Source organism: Actinomadura rubrobrunea NBRC 15275, assembly GCF_001552235.1.
GTDB classification, from domain to species: domain Bacteria; phylum Actinomycetota; class Actinomycetes; order Streptosporangiales; family Streptosporangiaceae; genus Spirillospora; species Spirillospora viridilutea.
In genome coordinates, this window is record NZ_BCQU01000086.1 from 1 (window position 1) to 14,207 (window position 14,207).

The 14,207-nt window shown below is 74.9% G+C and carries 9 protein-coding genes and 1 tRNA gene; 6 read left to right on the forward strand and 4 right to left on the reverse strand.

Features of this window, described 5'->3' with window-relative positions:
• The first annotated feature begins 483 nt into the window (after window positions 1-483).
• Window positions 484-1,728, forward strand: a complete 1,245-nt coding sequence (locus AR3_RS22815) for a PucR family transcriptional regulator (RefSeq protein ID WP_227023401.1) — start codon at window positions 484-486, stop codon at window positions 1,726-1,728.
• Between the two features lie 142 nt (window positions 1,729-1,870).
• Complete coding sequence (locus AR3_RS22820) at window positions 1,871-3,817, forward strand: class I SAM-dependent methyltransferase (RefSeq protein WP_067916644.1); 1,947 nt, start codon at window positions 1,871-1,873, stop codon at window positions 3,815-3,817.
• A 64-nt stretch (window positions 3,818-3,881) separates the two neighbouring features.
• On the opposite strand, the gene AR3_RS22825 is transcribed toward AR3_RS22820, so the two are convergent.
• On the reverse strand, window positions 3,882-4,202 hold the full coding sequence (locus AR3_RS22825; RefSeq protein ID WP_067916646.1) for a sulfurtransferase TusA family protein: 321 nt from the start codon (window positions 4,200-4,202) through the stop codon (window positions 3,882-3,884).
• A gap of 127 nt (window positions 4,203-4,329) precedes the next feature.
• Between AR3_RS22825 and AR3_RS22830 the strand changes: the two genes are divergently transcribed.
• Genes AR3_RS22830 through fdh form a run of 3 tightly spaced genes read left to right on the forward strand, consistent with a single transcriptional unit; the run spans window position 4,330 to window position 9,496 of the window.
• Window positions 4,330-5,163 (forward strand): 4Fe-4S dicluster domain-containing protein, encoded by an 834-nt coding sequence (locus AR3_RS22830; protein WP_067916648.1) that lies wholly within the window; start codon window positions 4,330-4,332, stop codon window positions 5,161-5,163.
• Window positions 5,160-6,197: an NrfD/PsrC family molybdoenzyme membrane anchor subunit gene (nrfD, locus tag AR3_RS22835; protein ID WP_217998702.1), complete on the forward strand. Its 1,038-nt coding sequence runs from the start codon at window positions 5,160-5,162 to the stop codon at window positions 6,195-6,197. Before AR3_RS22830 ends, nrfD begins: the two co-directional genes overlap by 4 nt.
• A gap of 38 nt (window positions 6,198-6,235) precedes the next feature.
• The gene (gene fdh / locus AR3_RS22845) at window positions 6,236-9,496 is read left to right on the forward strand and encodes a formate dehydrogenase (RefSeq protein ID WP_227023402.1); all 3,261 of its coding nucleotides are present in this window, start codon (window positions 6,236-6,238) and stop codon (window positions 9,494-9,496) included.
• A 5-nt stretch (window positions 9,497-9,501) separates the two neighbouring features.
• Here fdh and selD read toward each other — a convergent pair whose 3' ends face one another.
• Window positions 9,502-10,539, reverse strand: coding sequence for a selenide, water dikinase SelD (selD, locus tag AR3_RS22850; RefSeq protein WP_067916654.1), 1,038 nt, complete (start codon window positions 10,537-10,539; stop codon window positions 9,502-9,504).
• 51 nt (window positions 10,540-10,590) lie between these two features.
• On the opposite strand from selD, the gene AR3_RS30780 reads away from it, so the two are divergent.
• Window positions 10,591-10,684: transfer RNA gene (locus AR3_RS30780), tRNA-Sec, on the forward strand.
• A 362-nt stretch (window positions 10,685-11,046) separates the two neighbouring features.
• Here the strand turns inward: AR3_RS30780 and AR3_RS22855 are convergent.
• Window positions 11,047-12,834, reverse strand: coding sequence for a selenocysteine-specific translation elongation factor (locus AR3_RS22855; RefSeq protein WP_067916656.1), 1,788 nt, complete (start codon window positions 12,832-12,834; stop codon window positions 11,047-11,049).
• The gene (gene selA, locus AR3_RS22860) at window positions 12,834-14,132 is read right to left on the reverse strand and encodes an L-seryl-tRNA(Sec) selenium transferase (protein ID WP_067916658.1); all 1,299 of its coding nucleotides are present in this window, start codon (window positions 14,130-14,132) and stop codon (window positions 12,834-12,836) included. Before selA ends, AR3_RS22855 begins: the two co-directional genes overlap by 1 nt.
• Window positions 14,133-14,207 lie beyond the last annotated feature (75 nt).

The window sequence follows — 14,207 nt, forward strand, 5'->3', positions numbered from 1 at the left end:
CCGCCGGGACGAACGCGGGCGCGGCGGCGGGGGCGGACTCGGGCGCCGGGGCGGCGCCGGCCGGGACGGTCCCGACCGCGCCGATCGCCGCGGCCGAGACCGCCGCGGCGAGCAGGAACCGGGCAGTGCGCATGCTGGTCTCCGAAAGCAGGTCCGGTCGCGTGCGGGCGGCGGGGTGACCGGGAGCCGTCGCCCGGAGGGGCGACCCTATACCGGAACGGCGCGCCTGCCTTCGGGCGCCGCCAACAACGGCGGGTGAAGTTTTGTCAGCGGCCTGACAAGCGCGGGCCGGCCGCCTTCACCCGACCGCGGACGCGCTGTGGAAACGTCGTGCGGCGGCCCAGCGGCGTTGTGCGTCCGCACCGACATGCGACGCCGCCCCTTGACCGCCGTGTCATCCAATTCACACTGGCGTCGTCAACCATTTGGCCGGGGGCGGCCGCCAGGCCGGACGGGGGGTTGGAGAGCACGAGGAGCGACCCTGTGGCCATCACGCAGCACCCGCCCGCCCGACGCCGCCGCCACCCGCGCCGGCGGCACGCCGGACTCCCGGCGCAGGACGGGCTCGCGGCGCTCCTGCGCCCGCACCTGGACTCGGTGATCGACGAGATCACCCGAGAGATCCGCGCGCAGGTCCCCGAGTACGCCCAGCCGCCCGACAGCGAGGCCGGTCGGCGGATGCGGCGCACCATCGCCGCGACCATCGAGCACTTCGTCGCCACCGTCGGCGGCGACGCGCCCGACTGGGACGCGCTGACCGCCGCCTACGCGCGGCTGGGCGCCCGGGAGGCGCGGCGCGGCCGCGGCCTGGACGGCCTGCAGACCGCGATCCGGCTGAGCAGCCAGGTCGCCTGCCGCCGGTTCATCGACCAGGCGTACCGGCTCGGCTGGCCGCGCGAGACGCTGGCGCTGCTCACCGACTCGCTGTTCCTGCTGCTCGGCAAGGTCGCCAACGCCGCCGCCGAAGGCTACGCCGCCGTCCAGGAGGACATGGCCACCGAGCGGGAGCGGCTGCGCGGCCGGCTGCGGGACCTGCTCGTCAACGACCCGCCGACCAGCCTGGACGCGCTGGCCGACCTGGCGCGCGCGGCCGACTGGGAGGCCCCGCGGACCATCGGCGTGGTGGCGCTGCGCACGCCGGTCGGCACGGCGTCGCGGGTCGTCCCGCCGACGATCCTGGCCGCCTGGGACGACGCCGCGCCGTACCTGGTGGTGCCCGACCCGGACGGCCCCGGCCAGGACCGCGTGCTGGCGGCGCTGCTCGACCGGCATCCCGGCGTGCTCGGCCCCACCGTCCCGCTGAACCAGGGGGCGGTGTCGCTGCGCTGGGCCCGGCGCGGCGTCGCGCTGATGGAGCGCGGCCTGCTGCCCGCGGGCGGCGTGGTGCGGTGCGTGGAGAACCTGGCCACGCTGGCGGCCGCGTCGTGCGAGGAGCTGGTCGGCCCGGCCGCGGCCCGCTACCTGGGCCCGCTGATGACGCTGCCGCCGCCGCGGCGCCGGTCGATGGCCGAGACGCTGCTGACCTACCTGAACTGCGGCGACAACGCGGTGGCGGCGGGCGAGACGCTGCACGTCCACCCGCAGACGGTGCGCTACCGCATCCGCGCCGTCCAGGAGCTGTACGGCGGCGAGATCAGCACCCCCGGCACCCGCCTCGATCTGATGATCGCGCTGCACGCCTACCTGCGGTACGCCGCCGACGACCCGTCCGGCCGCTCACCCAACTGAGCGGCGGCCCCTGGGAGTTTGGCGGCGGCCGCATTCCGGTCCCGCCGCCACGGGCGGATCATCGTGCCTCCGCCGAGCTGGTCTCCCGTCGGGGCGGCCGCGCCGCCGGTCCCGCCCCGCGCCCTCCGCGAAAGGGGCCGACATGCGACTGCGATCGATCATGCTGCTGACCGCCGCCGGGTTCACCGCGAACGCGCTGTGGCGGCGGACGAGAGGCGCCAGGCTCACACCGCTGCGGCCCGACGGCGACCCCGCGTCCGGCGGGCAAGCCGCGTCCGACGGTGGGCCCGACCCCGAGGACGGCGGCGAGCACCGCTTCGTCACCGCCGCGGGCGTCCGCCTGGACCCCGCCACCCGCCGGGCCGCCGTCGCCCACGCCCGGCGCCGCGGGCTGCGGGTGCTCGACCTGGTGCCGTCGGGGCTGGACAGCCTGCGGGCGCTGGAGCTGCTGCGGCGCGTCGACCCCGCCACGTACCGGTGGTCGCGTCTGGCCGTCGGCGGGGGCGGCGGGCACGCGGTGCTCGTCGACGCCGACGTGGCGCGGCGCGCCGGGATCTCCCGGTTCGACGGGCTGAGCCCCGCGGAGATGGACCGGCTGATCGCCCGGCTGAAGTGCTACGCCCCCACCGCGACCGACCTGTGCGTGGCGCCGGGCATCGCGCCCGTCGGCTGCCCGCCCGCCGACCGCCGGCGGATCCTGCGCCGCCGCTGGCCCAGCGACCTGCCCGTCTACCTCGCCGGCAACATCCTCGGGCTCGGCGCGCTGGGGGCGGCGCTGCTCTGCTGCCTGACGGGCCGCGGCGGCGGCACCCGGCGCGGGGACGCGGCGGCCGCCCTGGCGGTGCTCGCCGCGGCGTGCGCCCAGCCGTACCTGGCCACGGCCGGGACCCCGCTGCGTCCGCACGACCGCCGCCGCTTCGCGCTGTCCCGGCCGGTCGCCGCGCCCTACCGGTGGCTGCGCGTGGCCGCGCAGCGGGAGGAGCCCGATCCCCGGTTGCCCGCGCTGCGGGAGGAGTACGCGGCCGCGTTGGCGCAGGGCGTCGACCGGTTCTTCGAGGAGCGCCGCACCGACTGCCCCTGGTGCGGCGGCACCGAGCTGCGCCGCCTGCTGGCCGGCGGCGACCGCCAGCACCACCGTCCGGGCAGGTTCGTGCTGGAGCGCTGCGCGTCCTGTGGGCACGTCTTCCAGAACCCCCGGCTCAACGCCGCCGGACTGGACTTCTACTACCGCGACTTCTACGACGGCCTGGGCGGCCCGGAGGTGGAACGCGGGTTCCGCCTGGCCGGTCCGCACTACCGGGACCGCGCCAAGATGCTGCGCGGACACGCCGAACCGAAGGCATGGCTGGACGTCGGCGCCGGGCACGGCCACTTCTGCAACGCCGCCCGCGACATCTGGCCGAGCACCCGATTCGATGGGCTCGACATGGGCGTGTCCATCCAGGAGGCCGAACGGCGCGGCTGGGTCGACCGCGCCTACCAGGGCCTGTTCCCCGACCTGGCCGACAAGCTCGCCGGGGAGTACGACGTGGTCAGCATGCACCACTACCTGGAGCACACCGTCGACCCCCGCGCCGAACTGGACGCGGCCGCCAGGGTGCTGCGGCCCGGCGGGCACCTGCTCATCGAAGTGCCCGACCCCGAGTGGCCGATGGGACGGCTCGCGCGCAGCTGGTGGCACGCCTGGTTCCAGCCCCAGCACCTGCACTTCGTCACGGTCGGCAACCTCGTCGCGGCCCTGAGAGAGCGCGGCTTCCGCCCGGTCGCCGTCGAACGCGGCCCCGCGCACCAGCCGGTGGAGCTGCTGATGATCGTGATGCTGCTGGCGCACCGGCTCGTCCCCGACCCGGACAAGCCGTGGCGCGGCCCGCGCGCCCGGCGGCTGCGGATCGCGGCGCGGACCGCCGTGTATCTGGCGGCGGGCCCGCTGATGTTCGCCGCCGCCATGACCGATCAGCTGCTGCTGCCCGTCATCCGGCGCTGCGGCCGGTCCAACGCCTACCGGGTGCTCGCCCGGCGGGTGGGCGACGACGCCGGCGCGCCCGCCGCCGAGACGGCCGCGTCGTCGGCGGCTCCCACTCGGGAGTGAGCAACCGGTGCGGCCGTCCCCGCCGCTTTCGCGGGGCGGTCGCGGACAGCGTCAGTTCTCGTCGTCAGTTCTCGTCGGCCGGACGCCAGGGTGAGCTGGGATCGGTGGGGCGAGGGGAGGAGCTGACGCGCAACGCGTAGGCGGGGGTGCCGCCGGTGTCGGGCAGCGGCCCGAGATAGGTGTGGCCGGTCAGGTGGCACCAGGCGGCCAGGTCCAGCGGCGCGGCCGGGTCGGACGCCAGCAGGTGCACGATCGTGCCCGCGGGCAGGGCGGCGAGCCGTCCGCGGAGCTGGATCAGCAGCCGGGTGCACGACTGGTCGCCGCCGTCGATGACGACGGGCTCGGACGCGCCGGCCGCGGAGGCGAGGTCGCGCTCCTCGGGCATCGCGATGCCCTCCCGTCACAGCCTTGGACCGTTCTGCCCCGACTGTAGCCGCGTCCCCGACTCATGATCGCGTTGTCTCGGTCACATCGGGGCGTTTGGGGCGCGGTACGACGGGGACCTGGACGCCATGGCCGAGACCGGCGAGCGCCCCCGCGTGGGCTTCTTCACGGACACGTCGGTGTGCATCGGGTGCAAGGCGTGCGAGGTCGCGTGCAAGGAGTGGAACGCCATCCCCGAGGACGGCCTGGTGCTGACGGGCATGTCGTACGACAACACCCAGGGCTTGGGCGCCGACACCTGGCGGCACGTGGCGTTCATCGAGCAGCGCAAGCCGGTGGAGGCGCCGGTGGACGTGTTCGAGGCGGCGGCGCGGGCGGACGCCGGCTCCGAACTCCGCTGGCTCATGGCGTCGGACGTGTGCAAGCACTGCACGCACGCGGCATGCCTGGACGTGTGCCCCACCGGAGCCCTGTTCCGCACGGAATTCGGCACGGTCGTCGTGCAGGAGGACATCTGCAACGGATGCGGCTACTGCATACCCGCGTGCCCGTACGGCGTCATCGATCAGCGCAAGGGAGACGGACGGGCGTGGAAGTGCACGATGTGCTACGACCGCCTGGGGGTCGGCATGGAACCCGCCTGCGCCAAGGCGTGCCCCACCGACTCCATCCAGTTCGGCCCGTTGGACGAGCTGCGTGAACGCGCCGCGTCCCGGGTGGAGGACCTGCACGACGCCGGGGTGACCGAAGCCCGCCTCTACGGCGCGGACCCGGACGACGGCGTGGGCGGCGCCGGCGCGTTCTTCCTTCTGCTCGACGAGCCGGAGGTGTACGGGCTGCCGCCGGACCCGGTGGCGACCACGCGCGACCTGCCGTCGATGTGGCGGCGCGCCGCCGTGGCCGCGGCGGCGCTGGCCGCCGGGGTCGCCGCCTGTTTCGTCCGGGACGGGAGGGCGCGATGACACGGACGGACGAGAGACGGGCGAAGCGGCGGCGCGGCGAGCAGGCCATGGTGCCGGAGGCCCGCTTCACCTCCTACTACGGCATGCCGGTGCTGAACAGGCCCGTGTGGAAGGCGCTCGACATCGCCGGATACCTGTTCCTGGGCGGCCTGGCCGGAGGGTCGTCGCTGCTCGCCGCGGGCGCCCACGCGACGGGACGCCGGGCGCTCGCCCGCGCGGCCAAGACGGGAGCGTTCGGCGCGATCTCCCTGTCGTTGGCCGCGCTCGTCCACGACCTGGGGCGGCCCGCCCGATTCCTCAACATGCTGCGCGTGGCCAAGCCGACCTCCCCGATGAGCGTGGGGTCGTGGCTGCTGGCCTGCTACGGGCCCTTGGCGGGGGCGGCCGCCGCGACGGAGGCGACGGGGCGGTTCCCGCGCCTGGGCGCGCTGGCCACGGCGGGAGCCGCGGTGCTGGGACCCGCCGTCACGACGTACACGGCGGTGCTCCTCTCCGACACGGCCGTGCCGTCCTGGCACGAGGGCCACCGGGAGATGCCGTTCCTGTTCGCCGGGTCCGGAGCCGCGGCGGCGGCCGGGCTGGCGCTGATCTGCGCGCCCGCCCCGCCCGCGCGGCGCATGGGCGTCCTCGGCGCGGCCGCGGAACTGGGGGCGGCCAGGGTGATGAAGAAGCGCATGGGCCTGGCGTCGGAGCCCTTGGAGAAGGGCGCGGCGGGGCGTCTCATGCGGGCCTCGGAGATCCTGACCGCGACCGGGGCGGTGCTGGCCGCGCTCTCCGGGGCCGCCGGGTCGAGGGCGATGCCGATGACGATATCGATGGCGATGCCGAGGGCGATGCCGATGACGATATCGACGGCGATGCCGAGGGCGATAGCGACGGCGGCGGGCGCGGCGCTCCTCGGGGGATCGGCGGCGCTGCGGTTCGGCGTCTTCCACGCCGGCGTCGCGTCCGCCCAAGACCCCGTGTACACCGTCGTCCCGCAGCGGGAGCGCCTGGAGCAGGGCCGCGGGTTTTCGGCCGCCGCGCACGGGTAGCAGGCAGCAGACGGGCGAAAGGGTGAAAAGGGACTGACATGGGCGTCCGCACCTGGATCACGTCCTGGCCGGTCTACCGGCAGATCACGGGCGGCGACCCGCTCGGGCGCGGCCCGGCGGCCAAGAGCCGCCGCACCGAACGGATCGACCCCCGCGTCGCCACCGCCGACCGGGTGGTCAGGTCCGTCTGCCCGTACTGCGCGGTCGGCTGCGGACAGAACGTCTACGTCCAGGACGGCCGGGTCACCCAGATCGAGGGCGACCCCGACTCGCCGGTCTCCCGCGGCCGCCTGTGCCCCAAGGGCTCGGCCAGCCTCCAGCTCACCACCGGGCCGGCCCGCGAGCAGCGGGTGCTGTACCGGCGGCCCTACGGCACCGACTGGGAGCGCCTCGACCTCGACACCGCCATGGAGATGATCGCCGACCGGGTGATCGAGGCGCGCCGCGCGGGCTGGCAGTGGGAGGTCGGCGGCAAACGGGTGCGGCGCACCCTGGGCCTGGCGAGCCTGGGCGGCGCCACGCTCGACAACGAGGAGAACTACCTCATCAAGAAGCTGTTCACCGCCCTGGGCGCGATACAGATCGAGAACCAGGCGCGCATTTGACACTCCTCCACCGTTCCCGGTCTGGGAACCTCGTTCGGACGCGGCGGCGCGACCACCTTCCAGCAGGACCTGCAGAACGCCGACTGCATCGTCATCCAGGGCTCGAACATGGCCGAATGCCATCCGGTGGGGTTCCAGTGGGTGATGGAGGCCAAGGCCCGCGGCGCCACGATCATCCACGTCGACCCCCGGTTCACCCGCACCAGCGCCATGGCCGACGTGCACGTGCCGCTGCGCGCGGGCAGCGACATCGCCTTCCTCGGCGGCATCATCAACCACGTCCTGAGCAACGACGCGTACTTCCGCGACTACGTCGTCGCCTACACCAACGCACCGGTCATCCTGCGGGAGGACTTCCGCGACACCGAGGACCTGGACGGGCTGTTCTCCGGCTTCGATCCCGACAACCGCTGTTATGACAACGCCACATGGCAATACGAGGGCCTGGAAACGCAGGCCGCCGCGGGGCAGCGCGACCAGGAGCGCGACCAGGAGTACGACGAGCGCACGCGCGGCGGGGCCGGCGTGGCGGACGCGGCCCGCGGCGAGGCGCACGGCTCCGGCGGCGCCGCCATCGCCGAAGGGCGTCCCGAGCGCGACCCGACCCTTCGACACCCGCGATGCGTGTTCCATGTGCTCAAACGGCACTACGCCCGCTACACCCCCGAGATGGTGGAACGCGTGTGCGGCGTCCCGCGGGACCTGTTCCGCAAGGTCTGCGAGCTGATCACCGCCAACTCCGGCCGCGACCGCACCACCGCGTTCGCCTACGCCGTCGGCTGGACGCAGCACACCGTCGGCGTCCAGTACATCCGCGCCGCCGCGATCCTGCAGCTCCTGCTCGGCAACATCGGACGCCCCGGCGGCGGCATCCTGGCGCTGCGCGGCCACGCGTCCATCCAGGGCTCGACCGACATCCCGACCCTGTTCAACCTGCTGCCCGGCTACATCCCCATGCCGCACGCGCACCTGCACGAGGACCTGGACGCGTTCGTCCAGGCCCAGGCCGCGCAGAAGGGATTCTGGGGCGACATGCGCGCCTACCTGGTGAGCCTGCTCAAGGCCTACTGGGGGGACGCCGCCACCGCCGACAACGACTTCTGCTTCGACTACCTGCCCCGTCTGACCGGCACCCACAGCACCTACGAGACCGTCCAGAAGCAGCTGGGCGGGGTGTGCAAGGGCTACTTCCTCATGGGGGAGAACCCCGCCGTCGGGTCCGCCAACGCCAAGATGCAGCGGCTCGGCATGGCCTGCCTCGACTGGCTGGTGGTGCGCGACTTCTCGCTGATCGAGTCGGCCACCTGGTGGAAGGACGGCCCCGAGATCGAGACGGGGGAGCTGCGCACCGAGGACATCGCCACCGAGGTGTTCTTCCTGCCCGCGGCCGCGCACACCGAGAAGGACGGCAGCTTCACCAACACCCAGCGCATGCTCCAGTGGCACCACGCCGCCGTCGAGCCGCCCGGCGACGCGCGCAGCGACCTGTGGTTCGTCTACCACCTCGGCCGCATCATCCGGGACAGGCTCGCCGGGTCCACCGACCCGATCGACCGCCCCGTCCTCGACCTCGCCTGGGACTACCCGGTCCGCGGGCGGCTCGCCGAACCCGACGCCGAGGCCGTCCTCGCCGAGATCAACGGGTACGGCGCCGACGGCCGCCCGCTCAGCGCGTACACCCAGCTCAAGGACGACGGCTCCACCTCCTGCGGCTGCTGGATCTACTGCGGCGTCCGCGCCGACGGCGTCAACCAGGCCGCCCGCCGCACGCCGGGCCGCGACCAGAACTGGGTCGCCCCCGAGTGGGGCTGGGCGTGGCCCGCCAACCGCCGCATCCTCTACAACCGCGCCTCGGCCGACCCGGACGGCAGGCCGTGGAGCGACCGCAAGACCCTCGTCTGGTGGGACGCCGCCCAAGGCCGTTGGACGGGGCATGACGTGCCCGACTTCGTCCCCGACCGGCCCCCCGACTACACGCCGCCGGAGGGGGCCCGCGCCGCCGACGCCCTCGCGGGCGACGACCCGTTCATCATGCAGGCCGACGGGAAGGGGTGGCTGTTCGCCCCTTCGGGGCTGGTGGACGGCCCGCTCCCCACCCACTACGAGCCTCAGGACTCGCCGTTCATCAACCCGTTGTACGGGCAGCAGCGCAACCCGGCACGGCACCTTCCCCCTCCGCACCCCGACAACCTCTACCAGCCCGTGGGTTCGGAGGTGTATCCGTACGTCGCCACCACGTACCGCCTCACCGAGCACCACACGGCGGGAGGGATGTCCCGTTGGCAGCCGTACCTGTCCGAGCTGCAGCCCGAATTCTTCTGCGAGGTCTCACCGGAGCTCGCGCGGGAACGCGGCCTGGAGCACCTCGGCTGGGCCACCATCGTCTCCGCCCGCAATGTGATCGAGGCGCGCGTCCTCGTCACCGAGCGCATGAAGCCGCTGACGGTGGACGGCCGCACCCTCCACCAGATCGGCCTGCCCTACCACTGGGGACCCAACGGCTACAGCGTCGGCGACGCCGCCAACGAGCTGCTGCACCTGTCGCTCGACCCGAACACCCACATCCAGGAGGCCAAGGCCATCGCATGCGACATCCGCCCGGGCCGCCGCCCCCGCGGCCGACACGCGCCTGACCTGGTCCGCGCCTACCGCGAACGCGCCGGCATCACCGACACCACCGGAACCGAACTCTGAGGCCGCTAACGGACGACGATCGCGTGCTCCCTCTGCGGGACGAGCTCTCCGATCACGGGCGCGCCCGGCACCTCCCCGGCGAGGAGCAGACCACCGGACGTCTGCGCGTCGGCCAGCAGCAGCCGCGTCGCCTCGTCGCAGTCGCCGAAATCCGTGTGGGGCTCGACCCAGGCGAGATTGCGGCGCGTGCCGCCGCTGACGAACCCGTCGCGCACCGCCTCCCGCGCGCCGTCCACATACGGGACGGCCGCCGCGTCGATGACGGCGGTGACGCCGCTCGCCCGGGCCAGCTTGGACAAGTGCCCCAGCAACCCGAACCCGGTGACGTCCGTCGCGCACTCCACGCCCGCCTTCAGCGCGGCCTCGCAGGCGTCCCTGTTGAGCCGCACCATCGTCTGCACCGCTTCGGGGAAGACCTCGCCCGTCGCCTTGTGCCGGTTGTTGAGCACCCCGATGCCGAGCGGCTTCGTCAACGACAACGGCAGCCCCGCGCGCCCCTTGTCGTTGCGCAGCAGCCGGTCCGGGTCGGCGATGCCCGTGACGGCCATCCCGTACTTGGGCTCGGCGTCGTCCACGCTGTGCCCGCCGCCCACGTGGCAGCCCGCCTGCGCCGCCACGTCGAGGCCCCCGCGCAGCACCTCCCGCGCCAGGTCGAACGGCAGCACGTCCCGCGGCCACGCCAGCAAATTCACCGCCACCAGCGGCCGCCCGCCCACCGCGTACACGTCCGACAACGCGTTCGCCGCCGCGATGCGGCCCCAGTCGTAGGGGTCGTCCACGACGGGCGTGAAGAAGTCCGCCGTGGCCACCACAGCGGGGCCGTCGTCGCCCGGCGTCCGCACCACGGCCGCGTCGTCGCCGTTCTCCAGTCCGATGAGCAGCCGCGCCTCGGACGTCCTCTCGGGCGCCGTCTCGGGCGCCGCGACCAGCCCCGCCACCACGTCCTCCAGCTCCCCGGGGGGAATTTTGCACGCGCACCCGCCGCCCCGCGCGTACCGCGTGAGCCGGATCGCGCCTGTGGTCGTCCCTTCGGTCGTCGCCATCGCCGCCCTTCCTCGGTGTGACGGCCGTCGGCCCGGGTATGCGCCGGTGCTGGAGGCGTCTGGGTGCCTGGTGGCCCCCCCGGTCTTCAAAACCGCGGTGTCCGAGGTCCTCGGACAGGCGGGTTCGATTCCCGTCCGCCTCCGCTGCGAACCGCCCGGCGCCCGGGCCCGGCAGCCGTGCCGGAACACCCTCGAGCACCGGCACGCGCTGCGTTATGCCCCGAAACCCCGGAGCGACTCCTCGGGCGGCCGTCACGCGCAGAGAGCGGCGGAGACGGCGGCCTCGTCGTCAACCGCCGCATCACCTGCCGCAGCTCCGCGTAGTGCGTGCCCGCCGCGACCGGTTGCGCCGTGACGACCAGTGCCAGGGCCGCCACCCCGGCCGTCATCCTCATGCGTCTTCTCAAGTTGCTTCACGCTAGGAACGGCGTCACCGCACGGACATCGCCTACAAGAGCCAACCCACGCCTCGACCAAAAGACCCACGACAGCGAAGTCGTGCCGGGCTCATGCACCGGGACGCGCTGCGTCATGCCTGCGGAGGCAGCGGCGGTGGGTTTCGTCCACTCGGACGGTGTAGCCGCGGCGGTCCAGGTGCTCGAGGAGGGGGACGGCGACGCGGCGGGTCGTGCCGAGGGCCTGGCGGGCCTGGCTCAGGGTGAACGGCTGAGGGAGGCGGGCGAGGACGGCCGCGGCGCGGGCCTCGCAGTCCGGCAGCAGGACGATCTCGTCGGAGATCTTCCGCAGGGCGCCCGCGGCGGCCGCGGCGCTGAGCAGCCGGGGGGTGAGGCCCAGCTCGGCGAGCCGGCCGGCTTCCGGGGCGCGGAACGGGGCCTCGGCGAGGTCGCGGCGGATCGCGTCGACGGCGCGCTGGATGTGCGGCGGCAGCCGGGGGCGCGTCGCCGCGCCGTACAGCTTGCCGCCGTGCCGGCGGACGCCATCGCGGGCCAGGGCGTCGACCAGGGCGCGGTCGGGCAGCCCGAGGGCGCGGCGGGCCGCCTCGGCGGGCAGGCCCGGGTCGGTGGGGTGGCGGGCCGTGTGCTCCTCCACGGCCTTCACCAGGCGGCGGTGCAGATCGGCCCAGTGGTCGGGGTCCGCCAGCCAGTCGCCGGCCACCGGCGCGGACGGGACGTCCAGGCCCATGGCGAGCAGGTCCGCGCGGCGGATCAGGCCGCGGCGGCGCAGTTCGGCGGCGCCGTCGGGGACGCCGGGCAGGGCGGCCAGCTCGCGGGCGCGGGCGGCCGCGGCGCCCCGCCGGTCGAACCGGGGCGGCCGGACGTCCAGCACGGTGATCCCGGCGGGGACGCGGTGCAGCCCGGGGTCGCGCAGCAGCGCGATGTCGCCGACGCGCAGCGCGAGGGGACGCGCGAGCGACAGGCGCGCCGTGTCGGCGCCGAGCGGCCGGACGACGACCGGCACGGCCGCCGATCCCGCGTGCAGGGTCAGGTGCCGGGGGAGGTCGCGGGCCGGGTCGCCCCGCAGGCGCACGTCGATCAGGTCGGTGGTCAGCCAGCGGCCCGGCGTCAGCAGGACGTCGCCCCGGCGCAGCGTCTCGGGCGCGCCGCGCAGGTTGACCGCCACGCGGGCGACCGCGCCCACCTGCTCGCGCGTCCGCTTCAGCGCCTCCAGGCCGCGCACCGTGACCCGGGTGCCGTCCACCAGCGCCAGTTCGTCGCCGACGCGGATGGCGCCGGCGCGGAGGGTTCCGGTCACCACCGTGCCCCGGCCCTGGACGGTGAACGCGCGGTCGATCCAGAGGCGGACGTCGGCGCGCGTGTCGGGCGGAGGGAGCGCGGCGGTCAGATCGACCAGGGCGCGGCGCAGGTCGTCCAGGCCCTCGCCCGTCGCCCCGCTCGCCATGACGGCGTCGACCTCGCCGAGGGACGTGGCGGCGAGACGGGCCAGGGCGTCGTCGCGGACGGCGGCGGCCGCGTCGGGGGCGGCGAGGTCGCACCGGGTGACGACGAGCAGGCCGTGCCGGACGTCCAGCGCGTCCAGCACCGACAGGTGCTCGTCGGACTGCCGCTGCCAGCCCTGGTCGGCGGCCACGACGAACATCACGGCCGGCACCGGGCCGACCCCGGCGAGCATGTTGGCGACGAGGCGTTCGTGTCCGGGGACGTCCACGAACGCCACGTCCTCGCCGTCGGGCAGGCGCGTCCAGGCGAAACCGAGGTCGAGGGTCAGGCCGCGGCGGCGCTCCTCCTCCCAGCGGTCCGGCTCCATCCCCGTCAGGGCCCGCACGAGCGTGGACTTGCCGTGGTCGACATGCCCCGCGGTCGCGACGACGCGCATCACACCTCCCCCGCGGCTTGGACGGCGGCGGTCAGCGCCGCGTCCTGCTCGTCCGGAACGGCGCGCAGGTCGAGCAGGCACCGGCCGTTCTCGACCCGCCCCACCACCGCGGGGGACCCCAGGCGCAGCGACACGGCGTAGGACTCGGGCAAGGAGATCGCGGCGCTCGGCAGGGCGACCCCTGGGGCGCCTCCGCCGCCGACCGTGGCGGAGCTGTCCACGGCATGGGCGTCGACGCCTTCGGCGCGGAGCTTCTGCGCGATGTGCTCGGCGCGGTCCCGCAGCACCCGCACGTCCGCATGGAGGGCTCGACGGGTGGGCGTCTCAGGGCCGCGCAGCGTCGCCTCCAACGCGGCCAGCGTGAGCTTGTCGACGCGCAGGGCGCGGGCCAGCGGATGCCGGGCGAGCCGTTCGACCAGGTCGGCCTTGCCGAGCACCAGGCCGCACTGGGGGCCGCCCAAGAGTTTGTCTCCGCTGGCGGTGACGAGCGACGCGCCGTCGCGCAGCCAGGTCGCCGCGTCCGGCTCGTCCGGCAGCACGGGGTCGGGCGCCGGCAGCCCCGAGCCCAGGTCGGCGACGACCGGCACGCCCAGCCGGGCCAGGTCCCGCACCCCGACGGAGCCGGTGAAGCCGGTCATCACGAAGTTGGACGGGTGCACCTTCAGCACGAACCCGGTGTCGGGGCCGACGGCCGCCGCGTAGTCGTCCAGGCGCGCGCGGTTGGTGGCGCCGACCTCGCGCAGCCGCGCGCCCGTGGAGACCAGCAGGTCCGGGATGCGGAACCCGTCGCCGATCTCCACCATCTCGCCCCGGCTGAGCACGATCTCGCGCCTCGCGGCCAGCGCCGTCGCGGCCAGCACCAGGGCGGCGGCGCCGTTGTTGACCACGTGCGCCGCCTCGGCGGCGGGCACGCGCCGCAGCAGCGCGTCCAGCGCGGAGCGGCCGCGCCGCGACCGGGCGCCGGAGGCCAGGTCGAGCTCCACGTCGGTCGCGCCGGACGCCGCGAGCACCGCCTCCCGGGCGGCCCGCGACAGCGGCGCCCGGCCGAGGTTGGTGTGCAGCAGCACGCCCGTCGCGTTGATCACCGGGCGCAGGCCCCCGGCGGTGTCCGGCAGCGCGGCGACGGCCGCGTCCGCGACGGCCTCGGGCGCGATCTCCCCCCGCCGGGCCCGGTCCTGCGCCGCGACGATCACCGACTTCACCAGGTCGCGGCCGAGGCGCCGCGCCGCCGCCGACAGCCGGGGCTCGGCGAGCAGCGCGTCGGTGCGCGGGATGCGGCGGACGACCGTGGGATCCATCGAGCAGCCTCCTGGGCACGCCGCTACCCCGTCGGCCCGCGGACAAACGAGGGCCCGCGCACCGCCGGGTGCGCG